At 74.7% G+C, this 24,262-nt stretch carries 15 protein-coding genes; 5 read left to right on the forward strand and 10 right to left on the reverse strand.

What is annotated here, in order from left to right; all coding sequences use genetic code 11:
- Nucleotides 1-158: 158 nt before the first annotated feature.
- Genes ACZ3YL_RS03630 through ACZ3YL_RS03640 form a run of 3 tightly spaced genes read left to right on the forward strand, consistent with a single transcriptional unit; the run spans nucleotide 159 to nucleotide 8,112 of the window.
- Nucleotides 159-482, forward strand: coding sequence for a hypothetical protein (locus ACZ3YL_RS03630; protein WP_188305943.1), 324 nt, complete (start codon nucleotides 159-161; stop codon nucleotides 480-482).
- On the forward strand, nucleotides 479-6,364 hold the full coding sequence (locus ACZ3YL_RS03635) for a type I polyketide synthase (protein ID WP_465655111.1): 5,886 nt from the start codon (nucleotides 479-481) through the stop codon (nucleotides 6,362-6,364). Before ACZ3YL_RS03630 ends, ACZ3YL_RS03635 begins: the two co-directional genes overlap by 4 nt.
- The gene (locus tag ACZ3YL_RS03640; RefSeq protein WP_465655113.1) at nucleotides 6,361-8,112 is read left to right on the forward strand and encodes an acyl-CoA dehydrogenase; all 1,752 of its coding nucleotides are present in this window, start codon (nucleotides 6,361-6,363) and stop codon (nucleotides 8,110-8,112) included. Before ACZ3YL_RS03635 ends, ACZ3YL_RS03640 begins: the two co-directional genes overlap by 4 nt.
- Before the next feature lie 111 nt (nucleotides 8,113-8,223).
- On the opposite strand, the gene ACZ3YL_RS03645 is transcribed toward ACZ3YL_RS03640, so the two are convergent.
- Nucleotides 8,224-9,141, reverse strand: a complete 918-nt coding sequence (locus ACZ3YL_RS03645) for a glutaminase (protein WP_188307779.1) — start codon at nucleotides 9,139-9,141, stop codon at nucleotides 8,224-8,226.
- A 136-nt stretch (nucleotides 9,142-9,277) separates the two neighbouring features.
- Between ACZ3YL_RS03645 and ACZ3YL_RS03650 the strand changes: the two genes are divergently transcribed.
- Entirely contained in the window at nucleotides 9,278-9,694 is a 417-nt protein-coding gene (locus ACZ3YL_RS03650) for a hypothetical protein (protein WP_465655114.1), read from the forward strand.
- A gap of 50 nt (nucleotides 9,695-9,744) precedes the next feature.
- Here the strand turns inward: ACZ3YL_RS03650 and ACZ3YL_RS03655 are convergent, their stop codons facing one another.
- The 5 genes from ACZ3YL_RS03655 to ACZ3YL_RS03675 all read right to left on the reverse strand — a co-directional run bounded on the left by ACZ3YL_RS03655 (nucleotide 9,745) and on the right by ACZ3YL_RS03675 (nucleotide 16,440).
- Nucleotides 9,745-11,394 carry an ATP-binding cassette domain-containing protein gene (locus ACZ3YL_RS03655; protein ID WP_465655115.1) on the reverse strand — a complete coding sequence of 550 codons (1,650 nt, stop codon included), beginning with the start codon at nucleotides 11,392-11,394 and terminating at the stop codon, nucleotides 9,745-9,747.
- Nucleotides 11,391-13,133, reverse strand: a complete 1,743-nt coding sequence (locus ACZ3YL_RS03660; protein WP_465655116.1) for an ABC transporter ATP-binding protein/permease — start codon at nucleotides 13,131-13,133, stop codon at nucleotides 11,391-11,393. The genes ACZ3YL_RS03655 and ACZ3YL_RS03660 overlap by 4 nt, the downstream gene beginning before the upstream one ends.
- Nucleotides 13,130-14,404 (reverse strand): cytochrome d ubiquinol oxidase subunit II, encoded by a 1,275-nt coding sequence (locus ACZ3YL_RS03665; protein WP_465655118.1) that lies wholly within the window; start codon nucleotides 14,402-14,404, stop codon nucleotides 13,130-13,132. Before ACZ3YL_RS03665 ends, ACZ3YL_RS03660 begins: the two co-directional genes overlap by 4 nt.
- Nucleotides 14,397-15,764, reverse strand: a complete 1,368-nt coding sequence (locus ACZ3YL_RS03670) for a cytochrome ubiquinol oxidase subunit I (RefSeq protein WP_188301993.1) — start codon at nucleotides 15,762-15,764, stop codon at nucleotides 14,397-14,399. The genes ACZ3YL_RS03665 and ACZ3YL_RS03670 overlap by 8 nt, the downstream gene beginning before the upstream one ends.
- Before the next feature lie 367 nt (nucleotides 15,765-16,131).
- Nucleotides 16,132-16,440, reverse strand: coding sequence for a GNAT family N-acetyltransferase (locus tag ACZ3YL_RS03675; protein WP_188301994.1), 309 nt, complete (start codon nucleotides 16,438-16,440; stop codon nucleotides 16,132-16,134).
- Between the two features lie 259 nt (nucleotides 16,441-16,699).
- Here ACZ3YL_RS03675 and ACZ3YL_RS03680 point away from each other — a divergent pair, with 259 nt between their 5' ends.
- Nucleotides 16,700-18,124, forward strand: a complete 1,425-nt coding sequence (locus ACZ3YL_RS03680; protein WP_188301995.1) for a dihydrolipoyl dehydrogenase family protein — start codon at nucleotides 16,700-16,702, stop codon at nucleotides 18,122-18,124.
- 71 nt (nucleotides 18,125-18,195) lie between these two features.
- Here ACZ3YL_RS03680 and ACZ3YL_RS03685 read toward each other — a convergent pair whose 3' ends face one another.
- From ACZ3YL_RS03685 to ACZ3YL_RS03700, 4 genes are all read right to left on the reverse strand, one after another.
- On the reverse strand, nucleotides 18,196-18,750 hold the full coding sequence (locus ACZ3YL_RS03685) for a Dps family protein (protein ID WP_188301996.1): 555 nt from the start codon (nucleotides 18,748-18,750) through the stop codon (nucleotides 18,196-18,198).
- Between the two features lie 333 nt (nucleotides 18,751-19,083).
- Complete coding sequence (locus ACZ3YL_RS03690; protein ID WP_465655121.1) at nucleotides 19,084-20,178, reverse strand: AraC-like ligand-binding domain-containing protein; 1,095 nt, start codon at nucleotides 20,176-20,178, stop codon at nucleotides 19,084-19,086.
- A gap of 167 nt (nucleotides 20,179-20,345) precedes the next feature.
- On the reverse strand, nucleotides 20,346-21,323 hold the full coding sequence (locus ACZ3YL_RS03695) for an AraC-like ligand-binding domain-containing protein (RefSeq protein ID WP_188301998.1): 978 nt from the start codon (nucleotides 21,321-21,323) through the stop codon (nucleotides 20,346-20,348).
- Nucleotides 21,324-21,456: 133 nt separating this feature from the next.
- Entirely contained in the window at nucleotides 21,457-24,168 is a 2,712-nt protein-coding gene (locus ACZ3YL_RS03700) for a helix-turn-helix transcriptional regulator (RefSeq protein ID WP_465655123.1), read from the reverse strand.
- Nucleotides 24,169-24,262: the final 94 nt, after the last annotated feature.

Genomic DNA, 24,262 nt, shown 5'->3' on the forward strand with positions numbered 1-24,262 from the left:
GGCCCGGGCCCGGGCGGAAGGGTGCTCCGGCTGCCCGGATTTCGTCGCCCGCACCACACGGCGGGGAGCCGCGGTGCTAGCTTCGCCGTGGCCGGCAGAGGCAGGCGTCGGCAGCACCCGCACGGCGGCCGGCACAGCGACCGGGACGAGGGAGCAGCTTGACGCACCGAACCACCGACCGGCCCGTGATCGACCCGGCGGACCTCGCGGTACTCGAGGAAACCGTCGGACTCATCCGCTCGGCCCGGCTCGAAGACATCCTCGCTGAGCTGCCGCCGACCGTCGGGCCAAGGAAGCGCGCCGACTTGGCGCGTCACTGCACGCTCATCCACGCGGCTGCGCCGCTCTTCACCGCCGCGCCGGCCGAACTGCCGGAGGCGGCCGGCCTGCGGCTGACGGCGCCCGGCCCGCCGCCCCTGGACGGCTTCCTGCTCCGGGCCCGCCGCCGACCGGCCAACGGCGTTCCGGGGGCGGGCAGATGACCGTGACCACCGACGACTACCTCGTCGCCGCCTTCGGGGACCCCGCGCGCCGCCACACCCTCCCCGCCCTGTTCGACGCGGTGGTCGACCGCCTCCCCGACACGGTCGCGGTGCTCGACGCGGGCCGTGCGCGCACCTGGTCCCACTGGCGGGCCGAGTCGTACGCGTTGGCCGCCGCGCTGCAGGAGTCGGGCATCGGCACCGGGGACGTGGTGGCGGTCCAACTGCCCAACTGCTGGGAGTTCCTGGTCGCCCACCTGGCCGTGGCCGAACTCGGCGCGGTGCTGCTCCCGCTGCACCTGGCGCTCGGGGAGCGCGAGGCCGAGTCCCTGCTGACCCGGGCACGGGCCAGAGTCCTCATCCGCCCGGCCGGGCACCCGGCCCCGGGCGACGCCACCGACCGGATCTCGCCGGCCCGGCTCCCGGCCCTCGATCGCGTCCTGCTCGTCGGAGGGGAGCCGCATGCCGGGCACATCGGCCTCGATGAGCTGATGGACCGCCATATCGGTTCCCGGCCAAGGCCTGTGCTGGTGACGCCGGATCTGCCCTTCGTGCTGATGCCGTCCTCGGGCACCACCTCCGAGCGCCCGAAGCTCTGCCTGCACGCGCACGCGGGCCTGCTCGCCAACGCCGAGGCGGTCGCCGGGCAGAGCCTCGCCTCCCACGACGACGTGCTGATCAGCGCCAGCCCGTTCACCCACCTGTTCGGTCTGCTCTCCGTCCACCTCAGCCTGTTCACCGGCGGCAGGCAGGCCCTGCTGCGGCGCTGGGACGTGGCCGCCTTCGGGCGGCTGGCCCGCGACAGCGCGGCGAGCGTCCTGTTCGCCGTCCCCGCGCAGCTGCGTGACGTGCTCCGGTCCCCCGGGGAGCAGCGCGGCACCCTGCGGGAGGTCAGGACCGGTGGGGCCGCCGTTCCCGCCGAGTTGGTCGCCCGCATCCGCGGGGTGCTGGGCGCGACGACGGTCGTGCAGTGGGGCATGTCCGAGCTGGGCGCGGGTACCACGACCGGGCCGGACGACCCGGTCGAGGTGGCGGCCCACAGCATCGGGCGGCCGGTTCCCGGCGCTCAGGCACGGGTGGCCGGGCCCGACGGCACGCCGTACCCCGACGGGGAGACCGGCGAACTCCAGTACCGCAGCCCGTACTCGTTCCGTGGCTACCTCGACGATCCGCAGGCCACCCGGGCGGCCTTCACCCCGGACGGCTGGCTGCGCACCGGCGACCGGGCCCGGCGCAACCCCGACGGCACCTTCTCCTACCAGGGCCGCGATGCCGAACTCATCAACGTCGGCGGGCTGAAGTTCACCGCCTCGGAGGTCGAGACGGTGCTCAGCGGCCTGCCCCAGCCGCAGGCCCTCGCGGTGGCCGCACGCGCCGACGACAGGCTGGGCGAGTACCCCGTGCTGCTGGCAGCGCTACGGCAGGGGCACACGCTCGAACTGGCGCAGGTGCACGCCAGGCTCGCCGAGACCGGGGTGGCCCCCTACAAGTGGCCGCTGGAATTGCTGATCGTCGACCGGATCCCGGTGACGCCGACGGGCAAGGTGGCCCGGGCGCGGCTCGCCCCGCTGCTGGTGGGCCCGACGGACCCTGGCCCACCGGACGCCGACCCACCGGACGCCGACCCGGCACCGCTGCCGTCGCCCACGACGGCAGCGCTGGAGGCGGCGCTCTCCCAGGTCGAGGCCGAGATCGCCGCGGTCACCGGGCGCCCGGCGGAGGGCACCGCCGACCCCCGGACATCCTTCAGGGAGCTGGGCCTGGACTCCGCCGGAGCCGTACGACTCGCGGCGCGGCTCTCCGCCCTCACCGGACAGCGGCTACCGAGCACAGCCGCCTTCGACCACCCGTCGCCCTGGGAACTGGCCCGTTGGATAGCCGCCGGGCCGAACCGACGGGCAGCCCCCGAAGCGCCCCACCCCGGACCCCGGACCCGCCCCCGGCTCCCCGCGTCCGGTGACGATCCGGTCGTCATCACCGGCATCGGCTGCCGCTTCCCCGGGGGGATCGACACACCGGAGGGCCTGTGGCAGTTGCTCGCCGCAGGTCTGGAGACGGTCGGCGGCTTCCCCCAGGACCGCGGCTGGGACCTGGCCCGCCTCTACGACCCGGAGCCGGGCCGAGCCGGCCGCACCACCGCCCGCGGCGGAAGCTTTCTCACCGGGGACGGCGGAGCCGGGGCCTTCGACGCCGCGTTCTTCGCCCTCTCCCCGCGGGAGGCACTGGGCATGGACCCGCAGCAGCGCCTGCTGCTGGAGACGGGCTGGGAGGCCCTGGAGCGGGCCGGGACCGACCCGGCCGGGCTGCGCGGCAAGCCCGCCGGGGTCTACCTGGGCCTGATGCCCTCCGACTACGCACCGAGGCTGCACGAAGCCCCCGAGCTCTACGACGGACACCTGCTCACCGGCAACGCCCAGAGCGTGGCGTCCGGGCGGCTCGCCTACCTCCTGGGCCTGACCGGACCGGCCCTCACCGTGGACACCGCCTGCTCGTCCTCCCTGGTCGCCCTCCACCTCGCGGTCCAGGCCCTGCGCCGCGGCGAGGTGGACCTCGCCCTCGCCGGAGGGGCGACGGTGATGGCCACCCCGGCGTCCTTCGTCGACTTCGCCCGGCAGCGAGCACTGTCCCCGGACGGACGCTGCCGGGCCTTCGCCGCCGACGCCGACGGCGCGGGCTGGGGCGAGGGAGCCGCGGTGCTGGTGCTGGAGCGGCTCTCCGACGCCCGCGCGCACGGCCACCCGGTGCTCGCGGTGGTCTCCGGATCGGCGGTCAACCAGGACGGCGCCAGCAACGGACTGACCGCCCCCAGCGGGCCCGCCCAGCAGCAGGTCATCCGGCTGGCCCTGGCCGACGCCAACCTCACCGCCGACCAGATCGACGCCGTGGAGGCGCACGGCACCGGGACCCCGCTGGGGGACCGCGTCGAGGCGGGCGCGCTGCGGGCCGTCTTCGGCCCGGGCCGGCCGCGTGAACACCCGCTCCGGCTCGGGTCGGTGAAGTCGAACATCGGTCACACCCAGGCGGCGGCCGGGGTCGCCGGAGTGATCAAGGTGGTGCTCGCCCTGCGGCACGGCCTGCTGCCCCGCACCCTCCACGTGGACAGCGGCGCACCGGTGGCCGACCTCCCGCAGCCGCAGGACGACGCGGCGTACGAGGCCGTCCGACTGCTGCACCGTGCGCGGCCCTGGCCGGTCTCGGCCCGCCCACGCCGTGCCGGGGTCTCGGCTTTCGGCATCAGCGGGACCAATGCCCACGTCATCCTCACCGAGCCGCCGCCGGTGTCGCTCCAAGAGCCGGAGCAGGACCCCACCGGGCCCGGGCCGGCGGCGGACCAGCCGGTGGATCCCGCCGTTCCCTGGCTGCTGTCCGCGCGCAGCGACGAGGCGTTGCGCGCCGCGGCGCAGCGGCTCGCGGCGGCCACCGGGGCGGACGTCTCCCCCGGCCCGGCCGCGATCGGGGCCGCCCTGGCCCGGTCCCGGTCCACCTTCGAGCACCGGGCCGTGGTCGTGGGGCGGCACCGGGACGAGCTGCGCGACGCTCTGGCCGCCGTCGCGTCCGGCCGGTGGTCGGCCGACGTCGTGCAGGGCCGGAGCACGGGGCAGCGTGGCGGGACGGTCTTCGTCTTCCCCGGCCAGGGCGCGCAGTGGCCGGGCATGGCCGCCGACCTGCTGGACGCCTTCCCGGTCTTCGCCCGTTCGGTCCAGGAGTGCGAGCGGGCGCTCGCGCCGCACCTCGGCTTCTCGCTCGCGAGCGTGCTGCGGGGCGAGAGCGGCGCGCCGCCGCTGGAACGCGACGACGTCGCCCAGCCGGCCCTCTTCGCCGTGATGGTCTCGCTGGCCGCCCTCTGGCGCTCCTTCGGTGTCCACCCGGACGCGGTGGTGGGGCACAGCCAGGGCGAGATCGCCGCCGCCCACGTCTGCGGCGCGCTCCCGCTGGCGCAGGCGGCCCGGATCGTGGCGGTCCGCGCGCGGGCGGTGCGGCAACTGGCGCCCGGCAGGATGGCGGCGGTGGGCCTGCCCGCGCGGGAACTCGCCGACCGGCTGGCCCGGCGTACCGGACTGGCCCTGGCCGCGGAGAACTCCCCGCGGTCCGCGGTGGTCGCCGGAGACGTCACGGCCGTCGAGGAGTTCGTCGCCGAACTCGCCGAACACGGCGTGCGGGCCCGGATGCTGCCGGTCGGCTACGCGTCGCACAGCGCGGCGGTCGAGCCCCTGGAGGAGGCCCTGACCGCGAGCCTGGCAGGAGTCGGCGCCCGTCCGGGCCGCGTACCGTTCTTCTCCACGGTCGAACCGGGCCCCGGCCCCCTGGACTGCTCCCGGCTCGACGCCCACTACTGGTACCGCAACCTGCGGCAGCCGGTCCGGCTCCGCGACACGATCCAGTCCCTGCTGCGGCAGGGCCACCGCCGGTTCATCGAGATCGGCCCGCACCCCGTGCTGAGCCAGGCTGTCGAGGAGACGGCGGAGGCCGCCGGAGTCACCGCCACGACGGTCGGCACACTGCGCCAGGAGGCAGACGGTCCACGCCAGTTCCTGCTGTCGGCGGCGCGCGCCCAGATCGGTGGCGCACCGGTCGACTGGACCGCCGCGTTCACCGGGGTGCGGGGCGAGCACATCGACCTCCCCACCTATCCCTTCCAGCGTCGGCAGTACTGGCTGACGACAGATCAGCGCCCCGGCCGGGCCGGCGCCGAAGCACCGCCCCTGCCGGAGCCGGGCCGTCGGCAATCGCACGACCAGGATCTGCTGGCCCTCGTCCTGGCCCACACCGCCGCCGTGCTCGGCCACCCCGCAGGCACCCGGCTGCCCGCCGACGCGGCCTTCCAGGAGCTGGGCACCGGATCGATGGCAGCCGTCGAACTGCGGACCCGGCTCAGCCACACCCTGGGCATCGCCCTGTCAGCCACCGCCGTCTTCGACCACCCGACCCCCGCGCTGCTCGCCGCGCACCTGCGGGGCCGTCAGCAGCGGACCGCGTCCGCCGGACCCACCGCAGACCTGCCCGACGGCCTGGACGCCCTGTACCGGCACGCCTGCCGCAGCGGCCTGGGCACGGTCGCCGCCGACCTGCTGCGGACCGCCTCACGGCTGCGGCCGTCCTTCGACGGCTCCGCGGGCACCGAGAACGCACCGGCCGCCGTCCGCCTGCCGGGCGGCTCACGCAGACCGGCACCGGTGCTGCTCTGCCTTCCGTCGGTACTCCCGACCGGCGGCCCGCACGAGTACGCGCAGCTGGCGCGGTGCCTGCCCGGTTGGGAGACGGCGGTGCTCCCGCTGCCGGGGTTCGCCGCGGGCGAGCGCCTGCCGGACAGTGCGCACGCGCTCGTCACCGCGCACGCCGAGAGCGCACTGCGCTACACGGGCGACCGGCCGGTCCTGCTCTGCGGCCACTCCTCGGGCGGGCTCGTCGCACAGGCCCTCGCACAGCACCTGGGGTCGATCGGGCGGCCGGCGGCCGGTCTCGTCCTACTCGACACCCCTTGGCCGGAGCACGAGTTCAGCACGGTCACCCTCCCCGCCGTCCTCGCCCTCCTGGAGGAGCGGCAGCGGCCCGGCTCGCTCGCGGCCGAACCCGTCAACCCCACCCGGCTCACCGCGACCGGCGCGTACCTGCGCCTGCTGGACGGTCTCACGGACGGCGGCCCGGACGGCTCCGACACCGGCGCGTCCCCACCGACGCTGCTGGTCCGGGCCGAACGCCCGCTGGACGGGATCGGTGCCCTGGCGGCCCACTGGCCGCTCCCCCACACCCGAGTGGACGTCCCAGGCGATCACTTCACCATGCTGACCGAGGACGCGGCCTCGGTGGCCCGGGCGATCGACTCCTGGGCCTGCCCCGGCCTGCCGCGCCGCCCCACCCCCGCCAAGGAGCCCACCCAGTGAGCGACGCCCACGACACGCTGGCCGAAGCCGTCCTGCGAGCCGGCGCCGGCCGGCCTGGCCCGGCGCCCTATCCGGCGCTGCGCCGCATCACCGCCCGGACCGGCGGCGGCGGACCCCTGCTGACCACCGACCAGCCCGGCCTCAGGGCGCTGCTCGAAGTCACCGCCGCCGCCGATCCCAGGCTCTTCCACCTCATGTTCCTGCACCACTGCATGACCCTGGGCGCCGCGCTGGACTACGGCGCGACGAGCGGCGACATCGCCGAACTGGCCCAGGGCCGCTCGATCGGCGCGGCCCTTATGACCGAGTTGGGCCGGGGGAACAGCAGCTCCGACATCCGGACCGAAGCCGTCCTCGACCGCGCGAGCGGCGACTTCGTCCTGCACACCCCGGACGCCGCAGCGGCCAAGTACCCGCCGAACGTGGGCGAGGAGGGCATCTCCCGGACGGGGGTGGTGAGCGCCCGGCTGCGGGTCGACGGCACCGACCGAGGGGTCTTCCTCTTCCTGGTCACGCTCAGGGACGAGAACGGACCGTCAAGCGGAGTGACCGTCACTCCCCGTCCGCCCACCGCGCTGCTGCCGCTGGACTACGCCACCGTCCGCTTCGACCGCGTCCGGGTGCCCCGCCACCGCTGGCTGGCCGACGGCGCCCGGCTCACCGAGGACGGCGCCTTCTCCGATCCGGCCGGCGGAGCGGCGGACCGGACCCGCCGCAGCCTGGCGATGAGCCGCTTCGCCTGGGGCGCGGTCACCGCCGGCCTCGCCGCGGCGGCGCGGGCCGCCGTCGCGATCGCCCTGCCGCACGCGCTGCGCAGGGTGACCGCCGACCGCCTGGCCGGCGAGCGCCCCGCGCTCGGGCTGCGCCACCAGCAACGTCTGCTGTTCGGCGCCGCCGCCGCCGCGCACTCGGCCACCGTACTGGCCCGCCGGGCGACCGCGGCGAGCTGGCACATCCCCGAGGGGGGCGGTGCGGGCAGTGGACCGGCACCCGCGGTGATGCGCGCGCTGGCGCTGACCAAGGCCGGCGTCGACCGGCTCGCCGACCGGGCGGTGACCCAGTGCCGCTCGGCGGTCGGCGCGGTCGGCTTCTTCTCCGAGAACCGCCTGATCGAGTACCAGGCACTCACCATGGCGTTCCACTCGGCGGGCGGCGACAACCGGCTGATCCTGTTGGACGCCGCCCGGACGATGGTCGACGCCGTCGCCCACCCGGCGCCGGAGGAGCCGACGGGCCTCCCGCCGGCCGACGACGACGACGACTTCCACGCCCTGTTCCGGGCCCGTGAGCGCCTGCTGCACACCGAGCTGACGCACCGCCTGACCAGCTGCGAGGAGGCCGGAACGACCGCTGCGGCGGCCTGGGACGCCCACACCGACCTGGCGCTCCTCCTCGCCGAGGCCCACGTCGCCCGCACCACCGCGGAGGTTCTCCGGGCCGAGGCCCTGGAAGCGCAGGCGCGGGAGCCCGGGGCTGCGGGGCGCGGCTCCCTGCTGCACGACCTCTCCCTGCTCAGCTGCCTGGAAGAGGTCCGGACGCACAGCGGCTGGTTCGTGACCGAGGGGCTGCTCACTCCCGAACAGGTCCGCTCGCTGCCCGACCGCCTGAACGACCTGTGCCACCGCCTCCTCCCCCGGGCCACGGACCTGATCGACCTGATGGAAACCCCCCGAGCCGTCCTCTTCGGCCCTCTCACCGAACCGGACTACGTCAGGGCACTCGCCGAGCAGCCGCCCCGCCCCGACTGATCCCGGACAGGCTGACGGCCTCCGGGAGGCTCCGGGGCACCGGCGGCCCCCGACGGCCCCCGACGGCGCCCTCGTCCTCGTCGGCGCGCTTCCTGGCTCCGCGGGCCACGGTCAGAAGACCGACCAGCCGGTGAGTGTGGTGAAGGCGTCCAGCGCGGCGATGCCGGCCACGGAGTTGCCGTGCACATCGAGGGCCGGCCCCCACACGCACAGCCCGCAGCGGCCGGGGACGACGGCGAGGATGCCTCCGCTGACGCCGCTTTTGGCGGGCAGCCCCACCCGGTGGGCGACGTCCCCGGCGGCGTCGTAGGTGCCGCCGACCAGCATGACGGCGTTGATCCGCTTGGCCTCGCTGCGGGTGAGCAGGCGGGTGCCGTCGGCGCGGATGCCGTGTCTGGCCAGCAGGCAGGCCGCCCGGGCGAGGTCGTGGCAGGTCATGGTGATCGCGCACTGCTTGACGTAGTGGCGCAGGACGGTGGGCACGGGGTTGGTGAGCTTGCCGTGGTCGGCCAGCAGGTGGGCGAGGGCGGCGTTGCGGTGGCCGTGGCGCTGTTCGGAGGCGGCGACGCGGGCGTCGAAGTCGATGGCGGGGTTGCCGCTCTCCGCGCGGAGGAACTCCCGCAGGGCTCCACTGGCATCGCCGGTCAGGGTCTGCAGGCGGTCGGTGACCACCAGTGCGCCGGCGTTGACGAACGGGTTGCGCGGCACGCCCCCCTCACGCTCCAGCTGGGCCAGGGAGTTGAACGGCGAACCCGAGGGTTCCTTGCCCACCCGATGCCACAGGGTGTCGCCATCGGTGGCGAGGACCAGGGCGAGGGTGAACACCTTGGAGATCGACTGGATCGAGAACGGTGTCCGCCAGTCGCCCGCGCCGTGGACCGACCCGGGACCGGTGGCCGTGGCGAGGGCGATCCCGAAAGCAACCGGGTCGGCGCGGGCGAGCGCCGGGATGTAGGTGGCCACCTCTCCGGTGCCGGCGACCTGCCGCGCCGCCCTGGCCACCCGGCCGAGCACACTCGCGTACTCCATGCTCCCCCCTTGTGGTCCGACATCGCTGTCAGCACCCGGCCAAGGATGCGCGCAATGCCGGAAAGCGGGAAGACAGCGCGTCCACATCGGTACAGTTACCGAGAGAAGGCATTTGTGTACTGAAAGTAGTCTATCCATGTCGGATGACAGACTCGCGCAGCTGATCCAGCACGAGCCGAGCGCCAGGATCCTGCGGCTCGACGAGGTCACTTCCAGCCCCATGGTCGTCAAGTGCATGGGCCGGACCTACACGGCCACTCTGGTCGGCGACTCCGTTGACATCCAGGACCGCACCGACATCACCAGCCCACGCAGCCTGGGCACCGCCCGCCCCGGCCCGACCACGGACGACTGGGAGGTCACCACCTCCTGCGGGGCCCTGCTGACCAGCACCGCGGACCTCCTCCATGCCATGGCCGTGCTCCGACAGGCCCAGTGGCCCCCGCGCGACCAGGCAGCGCTGCCACGAGGCAGGCTGAGTGCGTGTCACCACACGAGCCGGGAGTCGACCAGGCCGGCCATCGTCACGGTCACCGGACCGGACACGACGTGAATCACCGGCATTGGTGCGGGCACACCTACGGGGGGCCGCCGGCCTGCGGCTCACCCGGGTCGCCCCGGTGCTCCGGCCATCCGGGGGTCGGCCATCCGGTGGTCGGCCAGGTCGACGGCGACATCCGGGTGCCACGGGAGCAGCCCGATGTCCTGGTCCTGCAGGGCCAGGACCAGCGCCGAGTCCGGCAGCGCCCGGCGCAGCTCGCGCAGCAGCGCCTCGGCGGTCGGCCGGTCGAGTCCGGCGGTGGGTTCGTCGAGCAGCAGGATGCGCGGGCGGCGCAGGAGCGCGCGGGCGATGGCGAGGCGGCGCCGCTGCCCCTGGGACAGTGCGCGGCCGGCCGGGCCGACCGGGGTGTCCAGGGGCAGGGAACCGAGCCCGACCGCCGCCAGTGCCGCGCGGAGCCGCTCCGGGTCGGCAAGCGGTGCGGCCAGGCACAGGTTGGCGGCGACGGTCGTGTCGGCGAGCCAGTCGTCGGCCTCGACCAGGGTGACCATGTCGGCGACCACGTCGGCGGGCAGCTCCGTGACCGGGGCGGCGCCCAGTCGCACCTGTCCGGAGGCAGTCGGCAGTCGTCCGGCCAACTGGCCCAGGAGCGTGGACTTCCCGCTGCCGTTGGGCCCGGTGACGACGACCAGCCCGGGCGCCCGGACGGTGAACGAGAGGGGCCGCCCGTCGTTGCCGGCGGGCAGGTCCAGCACGGTGAGAGCAGCGACTGCGCTGGTCGCCGCGTGCGGCTGCCGGTCGGTGGCGGTCGCGGTGAACGGGCCGAGCCGTGCGGCCGCGTCCTGGCCGGCGGTCAGCTCCCGGAGCAGCTGGGGAAGGCGGTCCAGCAGCTCCCACACCGCCGCGAGCAACAGCACCTCGCCGACGACGTCGGCCACCGGCTGCGACCGGGCACCCAGTTGCAGGCCGAGCAGCAGGGCGAGGCCCTGGCCGAGCGCGGCGAGCAGCCGCATGCCCAGGCGGCCCCGCCGCTGCTCGGCCGCCGCCGCGGCGGTACCCGCCTCCTCGCGTTCCTGCGCCGCCGCGACGACGCCGCCGGCCCGCGCCACCGCGTCCAGGCAGCGCAGTTCGTTGAAGGCGGCCCGGGCGGCGATCAGGTCCGTCCGCGCACCAGCCCGCGCGGCGGCGGCGGCCGCGAGGTGCCGTCGGGCCCGGTGGTTGGTGCGCACCGCCCACCAGCCACCGCCGGCGAGGACGGCGAGCTCGGCGGCGCCGAGCGCCGGGCTCGCCCGGAGCAGCAGCACCTCCACCAGCACCGTGGTCACGGCAGAGCCGACGAGTGGCGCGACGACCTGGGCGGGTAGTCCGGCGACCGTCTCCACGTCGGTGGTCAGCCTGTCGAGCAGTGTTCCGTCCCGTTGGGCGCGCAGCTCGCGCGCGCTCAGTTCGCCCGCGCCCCTGACCAGGCGGCCGCGCAGGGCCACGGTCGTGCCGAGGACGACCCGGTGGCTGGCCAGCCGTTCGAGGTAGCGCAGGGCGGTGCGTGCCAGGGCCAGGACGCGGACCGCGCCCGACGGGTACATCCACGACCAGGTGGTGTCGGCCAGCAGCGTCACCAGCGCGCAGGTCGCCAGGAACCAGCCGGACAGTCCCAGCAGGGCCGCGGCGCCCAGTTCCGCCGCCGCGGCCAGCAGGATGCCGGCGACCAGGTCGCGGCGGGGCATGGAGTGGCGCAGCAGTCGCCAGGCGCTCATCGCGTCCTCCCCCGGTCCAGGGTGATCGTCCGGTCCGCGAGCGGGAGCAGCTCGGGACTGTGGGTGGCGAGCAGCACGGTCCGACCGCGCGTCAGGGTGTGCAGGGCCGCGACCACGCGGGCCTGCGCCACCGGGTCGAGGTGGGCGGTGGGCTCGTCCAGGCAGAGCAGCGGCGCGTCCCTCAACAGTGCTCGCACCAGGGCGAGTTGTTGGGACTGGCCCGAGGAGAGCCCGCTCCCCCGCTCGCCGGCCGGTGTGTCCAGCCCGCCGGGCAGATCGGCGAGCAGGTCGCCGAAGCCGAGCGCGTGGAAGGCGGCGGTGAGGTCCGCGTCGGTGGCGTCGGGCCGGGCGAGGAGCAGGTTGTCGCGAACGGTGCCGGGCAGCAGGTGCGCGGGCTGGCCGACCCAGGCGACCGAGGCGGGGCACGCCGGCCGGAGGATGCCGTCCTGCTGGTGGGCGACGGTTCCGGCGGTGGGTGCGGTCAGACCCACGGCGACGGCGAGCAGCGTCGACTTGCCCGCACCGCTCGGCCCGGTGACGGCGAGGAAGGCGCCCGGGGCGAGGTCGAGGCTCACGTCGTCCAGGGCCGGGACCGTACGGTTGAAGTGACGGACCGTCACATGGTCCAGACGCACGCCGACGGCACCGCCACCGCGCCGGGCGGGTACGGGCGGGCGGGCGTCCTCGTCCTCGCCGCCGGAGCTGCCGAGGATCCCGTCGATCAGCTCCGCCGCGGCGCGGGCCTCGGCGCGGGCGTGGTAGCCGCGGGCCAGGTCACGGGCGGGGGCGAAGTAGGCGGGGGTGAGCACCAGCACGAAGAGTGCGGTGGCCAGGCTCATCTGCCCTGGTACCAGCGGCAGTCGGAGGTAGTCGAGCAGCACCAGTCCGCAGTAGGTCGCCACCACGGCGAGGGTGCCGGTGATCAGCAGCTCGATCCAGGCGGTGGAGAGGAAGGCGACCCGCAGCACCGCCTGGGTGCGGCGGGCCAGTTCCTCGTCATCCTCCCGCAGGGCGGTCGCGGCCGTCTCCCGCGCACCCAGGCCGATCAGGGTGGGCAGGCCGCGCAGTTGGTCGAGCAGGCGGGCGCCGTGCCGGCGCACCGCCGTGAGCTGTGCGTGGACGGCGGCCTGCGTGCCCAGCCCGATGACCTTGAGGTTGGCCGGCAGCAGCGGGGTGGCGACGACCAGGATCAGCGCCACGAACCAGCTGCGGACCGCGATGGCGGCGAGCACCAGGCCGCTGCCGAGCAGCATGGTGGTGCGCGCGGGGACGTACTCGGTGAGCCACTCGGTCAGCCTGGCGACCTCGCCGGTCATGGACTCGGCGAGGGCGGCATCGCCGGGGCCGGTGCGGGCGGGGCCGCTCGCGGGCAGGGCGGCGGCGAGCAGGCGCCCGCGCAGCGCCGCGCGTACCCGGCAGGCCCCGCGCGCGGCGGCCGCGTCGGCGCTGGACAGCAGCACGGCACGGACCGCCAGGCCCGCCGCGACGAGCCCGGCGGCCGGCAGGACCCGCACCGTGATCCGCTCGCCGTGCTGGGTGGCAAGCCCGCTCTGGGCGGCCCAGGCCAGGCCGGCCGCCCAGAGCACGGTGCCCAGCTGGGCCAGTCCCCGCAGCAGGCCCGCCCGCCGCAGCTCGCCGCGGCCGGGCTCGGCCCACGCGTGCAGCCGGGCCGACACGTCATCGCCCTGCCCCCGGTCCCGCTCGCCGAGTTCGGCCAGCAGGGCGGTCGATGTGCTCACGCCGTGACCTGCTCGGAGTCCGGGTCCGCGGGATCGAGGTCGAAGACCCCGTCCCGCTGGTCGCGCCGGTCGCCGACGATCCAGGCGATCAGGGCCGTCCCCGACAGCAGGGCGATCCCCACCGGGTCGATCCAGGTGGCGACGCCCCCGAAGACGTCCTGGGACATCGCCACCAGCCCGACGCCCAGCACGGTGAGCACGGTGCGCCGAACGGCGGTCACGAAGCCGCTCGGCTCGACCGGGGCCTGGCGGGACGGACGCGTGCGCACCCGGAGCGGGGCGAGCGGCGCCTCGGGCGCCTGCGTGAACTTGCCACGGAAGGCCCACCACGCGTACCCGTTGTAGGCGAACACCACGGGCATGCACAGTCCCACGCCGACCACCAGGAAGGTCTGCGAGCCGGACGGACTGGAGGCCTGATGGAGCGTCAGGTCCGGCGGCACGATCACTGGGACGGTCGCGATCACCAGTGCCAGCAGCCCGCAGACCTGAGCCGCGACCACCCCCGCGAAGGGCCGCCAGTCCGGCCGCCGCCCGAAGCCGTGCCAGGCCACCGCCCCCGCGGCCACCGCACCGGCGACCGCGATCCAGTACAGCGTCGCGCGCACGGGCTCGTCGAACCGGAACCGCTCCGGATCCGCGACCTCCAGGCCGAACCCGAGGATCAGCGCGGCCACCGCCGTACCCGCCAGCAGCGGACGCCCGGCCCGGCCCGCCCGCTCGCGGGCGGCGCCCTCGGTCTTGTCCTGCAGCCAGGCGGCGCCGGCCAGCAGGTAGAGCACCACCAGGCCGAGGGCGCACAGCACGCTGTAGGGGGTGAGCCAGTCGAAGGCACCGCCGCTGAACGAACCGCCGTGCTGCCGCAGGCCGGAGAGCACCCCGCCGAGCACCAGGCCCTGGCAGGCGGTCGCGGCGACCGACGCCGCGCCGAACAGCAGGGCCCAGCCGCGCCGGTAGCCGGTGGCGGCGCTCTGGAACTCCAGCCCCATGCCGCGCAGGATGATCGAGAGCAGCATGCCGGTCAGCGGCAGGTAGACCCCCGGCAGCACGGTCGCGGAGACGCCGGGCAGCCCGGCCCACAGGACGACGCCGGCCAGCACCAGCCAGCTCTCGTTGGCGTCCCAGGCGGTGGCGATCAACTCGCCGTACTCGCGCCGGTGCTCTCCTCTGGCGAACAGGCTGAGCATCCCGACGCCCAGGTCGTAGCCGTCCAGGACGACGTACATGCCGAGCGACAGCAGGAGCAGGGCGTAGGTGGCGTACTCAAGCAACGGGGGCCTCCGTTCCGAGGGTTGACTCTGCCGCGTCCGCGGGCGTCTCGGGGCCGGCCTTGACCGTACGGACGATGTAGCGGATCCAGACGGCCAGCAGGGTCGCGTAGAGGAGCACGAAGGCGGTCAGGGTGGTCGCGGCCTGCGCGGTGGTCAGGTGGGACAGCGCGTCGGAGGTGCGCAGCTTGCCGTACACCACCCAGGGCTGCCGCCCGGTCTCGGCGGTGATCCAGCCGCCGGTGATGGCGATGACGCCGGCCGGTGTCATCCAGACCATCCAGCGCAGGAAGCGGCGGGAGTCGAACAGCCGCCCGCGCAGGCGCAGCACCAGGCCGGCCAGCGCGGTGGCGAACATGGCGAGCGCGGCGAAGTACATGGCGCGGAAGCCGTAGAAGGCGCTCCACATGTTGGGCCGCTGGTCGGGCGGGGTCTGCAGCAGGCCGGGCACGTTCGCCTCGCCGGTGAGGTCGCGGCCGATCACCGCGCCCAGATGGGGCACCGTGATCCGCAGGTCGTTCCGGCCCTGATCGGTGTCGGGGACGACGACGAGGTTGTACCCGTTGTTGTCGGTGCGCCAGTTCCCCTCGAAGGCCTGTAGCTTCGCGGGCTGGTGCCCGCCCATGAAGATGGCGGTGGCGTCGCCCGCGTACAGCTGGATCGGCATCAGGACGGCGAGCACGCCGAGGGCGATCGACAGGCAGCGGCGGGCGAACGGCAGCGCGGCCCGGCGCCGCTGGACCAGGAACCAGGCGGAGATGCCGCCGACGAACCAGCTCGCGCTGATCAGCACCGCCAGCAGCATGTGCGGGAAGCGGTAGGTGAAGGCCGGGTTGAGCAGGACCTCGGTCCAGTCGCTCACCTGGAACTGACCGGCCGTCTCGGTGTACCCGACCGGGTCCTGCATCCAGCTGTTGGCGGAGAGGATCCAGGTGGTGGACAGCAGGGTGCCGAAGGCCACCATCCAGGAGGCGAAGGCCATGGTGCGCGGGCTGACCCGGCCTTCGCCGTAGAGCATGACGCCGATGAAGCCGGCCTCCAGGAAGAAGGCCGTGATGACCTCCATGCCGATGGTGACGCCGATGACGGGTCCGACCGCGTGGGCGAAGACGCCCCAGTTGAGACCGAACTCGAAGGTCATCACGGTGCCCGCGACGACGCCGAGGCCGAAGCCGACCGCGAAGATCTTCTTCCAGAACCGGAAGATCTGCTGGTAGAGCGGATTGCCCGTGCGCACGTAGACGGTCTGCACGACGGCGAGGAGGACGGAGAGGCCGACCGTGAGGGCCGGGAAGGACATGTGGAAGATCGCCGTGACGGCGAACTGCCACCGGGACAGTTCCAGGGCAGCCGGTGAGGCCATGAGGTCTCCGGGAGGAAGGTGCGCGGGACGGGCGGGTGCGGAGGTCGGAGCGCGGGATGTTCCGCGGATCGACCGCGCGCCAGGTGGGTCATGGAGCCGCCGCCTCCTTGGTGTGGCGGCGCGGCCATGAGTCACCGTCAGGCTAGGTGGCACCAGCCGACCGGTTTGCCCGTCAGCGCACTGCTTGCTGTCGGACGGCGCACCCGTACCGGCGGGGCGAGCCCCGGATCGGCTCGGGCCCCCGGACAGATCCCCGTCCAGGGGCCCGAGCCCGTCGACACCCCCGAGCCCGCCGACACCCGCGGGAGCGCCGACAGCGAATCGTTCGAGGGCCTCGGAGTTCGAGGGCCTCGGATTTTCGAGAGCCTCAGAGACCGAACCGCGCGCGGTGGGAGGCCGGAACCAGGTCGGCGTACTCGGGATGCTTGACGATCCAACCGCGGATGAACGGGCAGTAGGGCAGGACGGCGAGCTCCTGCCCGCGCGCCGCGTCCAGCGCGGCGCGCGCCAGCCGACCGCCCAGTCCGCGGCCCTCGAACCGCGGGTCGATCTCGGTGTGGATGAAGGCGATCTCGTCGCCGGAGCGGTGGTACTCGGCGAAGCCGGCGAGCTCTCCGCCGTCGCTGATCTCGAAACGCGACTTCTCGGCGTTGTCGCTGACGAGCTGCTGCTCCATCGTTTCCTCCTGCAGGGCGTGGCTGATGGCCGTAGGGATGCGCGGCACCGTTCCGCGGGTGCCCGAAGCATAGGGACCGCCGACCACGCCGCCGACCCGCGACAACACTCCTGTGCACTCCGAGGACAGCACAGGGCACACACGGGCAGCGCCCGGCCGGCCGGACCGCCTAGCGTCGGCCCCGAGCGGCCCCGTGCGGCCCCGCGCTGCCCGGAACCACCGGCGCGCGTCCGCGCGATGACGAGGAGACGACCGACAGATGAGTGGAACCGACGAGTTCGACGTTGTGGTGCTGGGCGCCGGCCCGACCGGGGAGAACCTCGCCGACCGTGCGAGGGCCGGCGGGCTGAGTGTGGCGATCGTGGAGCGGGAACTCGTCGGTGGCGAGTGCTCGTACTGGGCCTGCATGCCGAGCAAGGCGATGCTCCGGCCGGCGGCCGCGCTGCAGGACGCACGGCGGTTGCCCGGCGCCCGTGCGGCGATCACGGGTGTGCTCGATGCCGAGGCGGTCCTGCGGCGACGCGACGGCTTCGCGTCCCGGTGGCGGGACGACGGTCAGGTGTCCTGGCTGGAATCCGCCGGGATAGCACTGGTCCGCGGGCACGGCCGGCTGGACGGTGAACGGCGCGTGCTGGTCGACGAACCCGACGGCACCCGCCGTGTTCTGACGGCGCGTCATGCAGTGGCGGTCTGCACCGGAACGCGCGCCGCTGTGCCCGACCTGCCGGGGATCGCGCACACGGGCGTGTGGACGAGTCGTGAGGCGACCAGCGCGGAGCAGGTGCCCGCCCGGCTGGCCGTCGTCGGCGGCGGAGCCGTCGCGGTGGAGATGGCCACGGCCTGGCACGCACTGGGCAGCCAGGTGACCCTGCTCGTCCGCGAGTCGGGGCTGCTGTCGCGGATGGAGCCCTTCGTCGGCGGACTGGTCGCCGCCGCTCTTCAGGAGTCCGGTGTCGACGTGCGGTTCGGGGTGTCGGTGAGCGGCCTGGCACGTGACGGCGAGGTGGTCCTGGACCTCGGCGAACGGGGCGAACTGCGGGTGGACGAGGTGCTGTTCGCCACCGGGCGGCGGCCCGCGACCGGCGATCTGGGGCTGGAGACGGTCGGGTTGGCACCCGGCGACTGGATCGAGGTGGACGACACCGGGCGCGCCGTGGGCGTGGCCGGCGGGTGGCTCTACGCCGCCGGCGACGTGAACCACCGCGCACTGCTGACTCACCAAGGCAAGTACCAGGGACGGCTGTTCGGCACCGCGATCGCCGACCGGGCGGCCGGCCGTGAGCTCGACCTCGCTCCGTGGGGGCGCAGTGTCGCCACCGCCGACCGGGCCGGCGCGCCTCAGGTGGTGTTCACGGACCCGGAGGTCGCCTCGGTCGGGCTCACCCTCGCCGAGGCCGAGGCGAGCGGCCGGCGCGTGCGGGCCGTCGACTACCGGCTCGGCGACGTGGCGGGGGCCTCGCTGTACGCCGACGGGTACCGCGGCCAGGCGAGGGCCGTCATCGACCTGGACCGGGAAACCGTGGTGGGGGCGACCTTCGCGGGATCCGGGGTCGCGGAACTGCTTCACTCGGCGACCGTCGCCGTCACCGCGGAGGTACCGCTCCACCGGCTCTGGCATGCGGTGCCCGCCTATCCGACCATCAGCGAAGTGTGGCTGCGACTGCTGGAGACCTACCGCGGCTGAGACCCGGCCCCGGTGGGCCGGGGAACGCCGGGGCCGGGCCCGTCACGACGACGGGCCCGGCCCCGAGGAGGTCACGCCCCGGTCTGCGGGGTGACGACCAGGTGCTCGGCGAGGAACCAGACCTGGGTCTCGGCTGTACGGATGACCTGGGAGACCAGCAGGTCCTGGGTGCCGTCGTCGCCGAGCTCCGCCGTGCGGGTGGCCGCGTCGCGGGCCTCGGCGAGGATGCTCTCGTGGGCTTCGAGGAGCCGCGAGACCATCGCGTGGACGTCCTCGACACCGTCCGGCGGACGCGGAACGGACGTGAACTCGGCGGCGTGACGGGGGTCGCCCACCGCGACGCCGCCCAGGCTCTGCACCCGCTCGGCGAGCACGTCCACCAGGGCCAACTGCTCCTGCGCGTGCTTGTCGAAGAGCAGGTGCAGCTGGTAGAACGTCGGCCCGCGCATGCCCCAGTGGTGCTTCTTGTACATCGCGTACAGGAACTGGGTGTCGGCGAGGATGCGGTTGAGCCGCTGGCACGAGTACTGCCGGGCGTCGTGGGACAGCGCGATCGGCAGCTGGGTGACGGTGCCGAACTCCTGGATCTCGGGGCTGTGCTGGTGCAGGCGCGGTTGGCTGGTCATGGTGTTCCTCGGGCTCCTTGGAGTCGGGTTGTCAGTGGTTCACGGACCGGACGGCCGGCGACGTACGCGCTCGGACAGGGCGGCGATCAGCCTCGGCGCCGGTGGTCCGGCACCGGTGGTCCGGCACCACTCATCAGGCTAGGAATGCGCGGGCCTGCCGTCTGTTCCGACAACGCACCACCCAGAGCCGGTCCGCGCACCCGGTCCGGAATCGACCGCCTGTCACCTGCGCGGCTCCCCGGGTGTGCCCACCCGGGGCACTCTCGGACGACACAGGGTGCCCGAGGTGTTCGGGCTGTCCCGGGCGGCCGCCCGCGCCCTCGGTGACGCCCGTCATGCCGCGATGGCATGTCCGGACGCGACGGCGTGTCCGGACGTGACGGCGTGTCCGGACGTGACGGCGTGTCCGGACGTGACGGCGGCCTGCTCGTACCCGTCGCCCGCCGCCCCCGGAGGCACCGCGACGGGGGCGGGGCCCGTCCCCAGTCCCGCCTGCCACTCACGGGGGGAGACTCCGTAGGCCGCCCGGAACGACCGGCTGAAGTGACTGGCGCTCACGAACCCCCAACGGCCCGCGACCGCTGCCACGGTCGACCTGCCCGCCGCCGGGCGGGCCAGGTCCCGCCGGCACATGGCCAGGCGCTGCTGCTGGATCCAGCGCGCCACCGTCACGTCCTCGAACCGAAAGAGCTTGTGCAGGTACCGCACCGACACATGGTGTGCGGCCGCGATCCGCTCCGGCGCGAGACCCGGGTCCCCCAGGTGGCGCAGGATGTAGTCCTTCACCCGGGCCAGGGTGGCGAGGGCCGCCTCGGGCGCGTCGGGGGCGAACCGACCACGGCGCTCATGGGCGAGCACGACGAGCAGGTCCAGGGCCGTCGCGGCGAGCCGGGCGGCCACACCGGGCTCCAGCGAGCCGGCCGACCGGGAGAGGCGTTCCAGGTAGGCGGCCACCAGCGCCGCGGTGCCGTCGGCGGCGTCGAAGACCGTCGCGGTGAGCTCCCGCAGGTCCTCGCCGGACCCGCCCATCGCCGACCGCGGCCAGTGGAAGGCCGTGAACGCGAAGGCCTCGTGCAGTTCCACGGCGAACGGCCGCCCGGCGTCGGAGATGACGAAGGTGCCCGGACGCAGCAGCACCTGGCGGCCGTCCTGGTCCAGCCGGGCGGTGCCGTGGTGCTGGAGCGCCAGTGTGACGTGGTCCTCCCCGCCGCCGGCGATGAGCCCCGCGCTGCGGACGACCCGCTGCGGGCCGGCCTCCACCAGGGAGACCCGCAGGGCACCCAGGTGGTGGCTGGTGATGGTCGCGGGGGCGGGCGCGGATTCGAGCGGGGACACGTCCAGCGGGATGAAGGTGCGGGAGAGCACCTCGTGCCAGTACTCGGCACGGTCGGCGGACGATACCGCTGCGGTGTCGAGAACGACGGACATCAGCACTCCTGTATAGCTGCCTGGGCGGGCCGGACCGGCCGGTCCGGCGACGCTGGGAATCGGGCGGGCACGGAATCACCGCCGGCTCCGTCACACCGCGAGCCGTCCTGGCGGACCAGGAAGAACGGCAGGAAGAGCCGCGGCGCGGCGGGCGGCGCGGCGGTGCGTCAGTCGGCAGCGGCCCGGAGCACCCGCCACTCGCGCGGCGAAACCCCGTACGCGGCCCGGAAGGCCCGGCTGAAGTGCGCCGGGTTGACGAAGCCCCAGCGCTGGGCGACCGCCGACACCGTCGGCGCGGTACGGCTGCGGCGGCCCAGTTCGCGGGCGCATTCGTCCAGCCGGCGCCGCTGGATGAGTCGGCCCACCGTCACCTCCTCGCCCTCGAACAGCCGGTGCAGGTACCGCACGGAGATGTGGAGGGCCCGCGCGATCGTCTCGGGTGACATCTCCGGATCACCCAGGTGGAGGTCGATGTGCTCCCGCACCCGCCGGACCAGGTGGCCGTTCGGCGTACGGGGCCCTTCGGCGCCGTCGGCCTCCCGGTCGGCGGCCAGCTGGGCGACGAGCGTGCCGACCAGGTCGGCGACGCTGCCGGCCAGTCGGTCGCCGACCGGGGCGGAGTAGGAGTGCGCGGACGCGGCGAGGGTTTCGAGGAAGGGCAGCAGAACGGACCCGCACCCCTCCGCCGGGGTGACGGCCGTCCCCGCCACCTGCCGCAACTCGCGCTCCGGCACGCCCAGCAGCCGGCGCGGCAGGTGGAAGAGATGGGTGCGGAAGCGCTCCGGGAAGTCGACGGAGTACGGCCGCCCGGTGTCGTACAGGACGAGCCCGCCCTCGGCCACCTGCGCCCGGCGCCCGTCCTGCTCCAGCACGGCCCGGCCGGACAGCTGTACCCCGACCCCCACCTGCGGCTCGACCTGCGGGGTGCGGGCGATCAGCCCCGCGGTGCGGGAGACCCGCGCCGCGTCCGCCTCCAGCGTCGAGATCCGCAGGTAGCCGAGCCGGTTCGACACCAGGCGCCCGTCGAACGGCGCACCCGCGAGCGGGACCACCTCCACCGGCACCAGCGTCCGCGACATCGCCCCGCCCCAGTACGACGCCTTCTCGTCGTCCGGGACGGACGCCGTCGTCACCTGCAAAGCCATCTGCCTGCCCTCCGCCGAAGTCCTGCGACGAGCGTGCTGCGCGGACCGGGGGGACGCTTAGGTCATCTGACTGCTCCGGGGCCGTGGTGCGCTGCGAGAACGAAGGCGGTGCACGCTGGGCACACCACCGGGCTCAGCCGTCACCGAGGACGTGGGCGAGCGCGGCCCGCGAGGTGATGCCGAGCTTGGGGAACACCTTGTAGAGGTGGGCCGCGACGGTCCGGGGTGACAGCTGGAGCATGGTGCCGATCTCCTTGTTGCTCAGGCCGGTCGCGGCCAGCCGGGCGATCCGCAGCTCCTGGCCGGTCAATCCGGTCGGCTCCGCGGCCGGGTCGGCCGGTGACGGTGCCACCGGGTCGCCTGCGGCCCGCAGCTCCTCCTCGCACCGCCGCGCCCAGGGATCCGCCCGGAGTCGGCGGAACACGTGGTGCGCCACCCGCAGGACCTGCCGAGCCCCGGGCCGGTGCCGGCGGCGGAGCCAGGAACCGTGGGCGAGCCGCAGCCGGGCGAGGTCGAACACCCATCTCTCGGCCCCGGGCACGGCGTAGGCGTCGCGGTAGGCGGCTTCCGCCTCCTCATCGGGGGCGGCCAGTGCGGCGGCCGCCGCCAGCAGGAAGGCGTGGCGGTCGGAGATCGTCACCGAGTGCAACGCGAGGTGCGCCCGCGCCTCGTCGTCCCGGCCGGTGTGCACGGCGGCCGTCACCAGGTCGAAGACCAGCATGTGAGGCCAGGGAGGGCCGCCGGGCGGCCGGCCGGGCGGAGTGATCTCGCAGAAGTGCGCGTACGCCTCCTCGTAGCGCCCGTGGGCGAGCGCGGCCAGGCCGCGCAGGTGGGTCAGGCGGTCGAGGACGAACCGCATCCGGGCGCGCGTCGCGGTCGGCCCGATGGCCCGTTCGATCTCCCGCAGCCCGCTCTCGTCCCCCCGGCCGGCGAGGAAGTGGGCGTAGTGGTGACGGAACATCAGGGCGTTGCAGTGGTAGCCGAGTTCGTCCGCCTCCTCGGCCTCACGCAGGCAGACGGATGCCTGGTCCCAGCGGCCGAGCAGGAAGTCCTGATGGCACCTGGCCTTCGCCACCGAGCCCTGGCTGGCGTAGCCGTGCAGCCCGGAGAGACGCTGCCACAGGTCGCTCTCGGGGCAGTCGAGGGCGGAGGCGGTCCACAGCAGGAGCCAGGCCGTGCCGGCCTGCTGCTCCTGCGTCAGGCGGTCGGCCAGGGTCCGGAGCGCACCGACCGTGTCCGGGCCCGGGTCGGTCCAGGCCTGCAGGCAGAGCCTCCCCGCCTCCGAGACGTTGTCCCGGTGCCGCTCGAGGGCCCGCCACGCGCAGGGATCGTCCGTGTAGCTGGCGGCCAGCAACAGCTTGAAGTAGACCTGGTCGACCAGCCCGTCGAAGGTGTCGGCGCCCGGCGCGGTCAGGGCGTCGAGCGCCGCGGGCAGCAGTACGGCGGAGGACGTGAAGTCGACGTGGTGGCTCTGGTCGGCGTACACCGTGGCGTACCCGAACAGCGGGGCCACGTCATCGGGGACCGGCCCGCTCCTCAACTCCTCGACCAGGGCCGCGGTGTGGCGCAGCTGCCCGCCTCGGGCCGCCATCACCGCGGCCCAGGTGAGCCGGCGGGCGCGCTGGGCCGGATCGGCGCTGAGCACGGCGGCCCGTTCGAGCAGCAGGGCCCCTTCGGCGTCGCCGCCACGGCAGGCGAGTTCGGTGCCGACGTCCTGCAGGCGGTGCGCGAGGTCCTCGTCCGGCAGCAGCGCGGCGGACGCCTCGTGGGCCAACCGTCGGGGATCGTCCGGCGCGAAGGCGGCGGCGAGGGCGCGGTGGGCCTCGCCGCGTGCGCAGTCCGAGGCTGCCGAGATCACGGCGGTGCGGACCAGCGGGTGACGGAACACCAGCCGGCCGGCGGCATCGAGCCTGGCGAGACCGCCGGCCTCGATCCGCTCCAGGTGCCCGCGCACGTCACCGCCGGCGGCCCTCAGCCACGCCCCACCGCTGAAACCGTCGCCGGTCGACAGCGCGCCCAGCAGGAGGAGGCGCCCCGCCTCCGGGGTCAGTGCCTCGAGCCGCTCGGCGAACATCCGCTCCAGGTTCCGCCCCAGCGGCAGCCGGTCCGGCAGCGGGGCGGCCCCGCGTCGCTGGGCATCCGCCAGTTGCCGGGGCAGCTCCACCAGGGCCAGCGGGTTGCCGGCCGCCTCCGTCAGGATCCGCTCCGCGGTGCTCGCCGCCAGCTCCGGGTAGCGGGTGCCCAGCAGCAGGGCCGCATCGGCCCGGGAGAGCGCCCGTACCTCGACGGGTTCGACCGGCCAGGTCCGCACGGCCGTGCCCTCGGGGCGGCCGGCACCGACGATCACCAGCGGCAGCTCCGCACCGCGCCGGCGCAGGAAGGCGAAGACGGTCGCGCTCGACGAGTCGATCCACTGCAGGTCGTCCAGGATCAGCGCGACCGGGGCTCGCCGCGCCGCCTCGGCCACCAAGGCCAGGGTGGCGGCGCCGACGGCGAACCCGCTCGGCAGGCCGGCCCGGACGCCGAACGCACTGTCCAGGGACTCCCGCTGATGCGCGGACAGGGCACTGGAGCGCTGGAGCAGCGACCAGACGGCCTGGTGCAGGGCCCCGAACGCGAAGTCGGCCTCCCCCTCGGCGCCCACGGCCCGCAGCACGGTGAACCCCCGCTCGCGCGCCTCGCGCTCCGCCCAGGCCAGCAGTGTGCTCTTGCCGACACCGGCCTCACCCCGCAGCAACACCGCGGAGCCACCCGCGCCGCCCGCGGCCCGCACCAGGGCCGCGGTCAGCAACTCCGTCTCCCGCCGCCGACCGGTCGGGGTCGGGGCCGGGGCTTCGTCCACCATTCTCGTTCCTCCGGGTCGACCGGTCCGCTCGCTGTCCCGGACACCCAGGGCCACGCCCGGCAGAGCGTACCCCGGATGCGTCGGGTCGGGCCGC

It is taken from the genome of Kitasatospora sp. NPDC023176 (assembly GCF_055560495.1).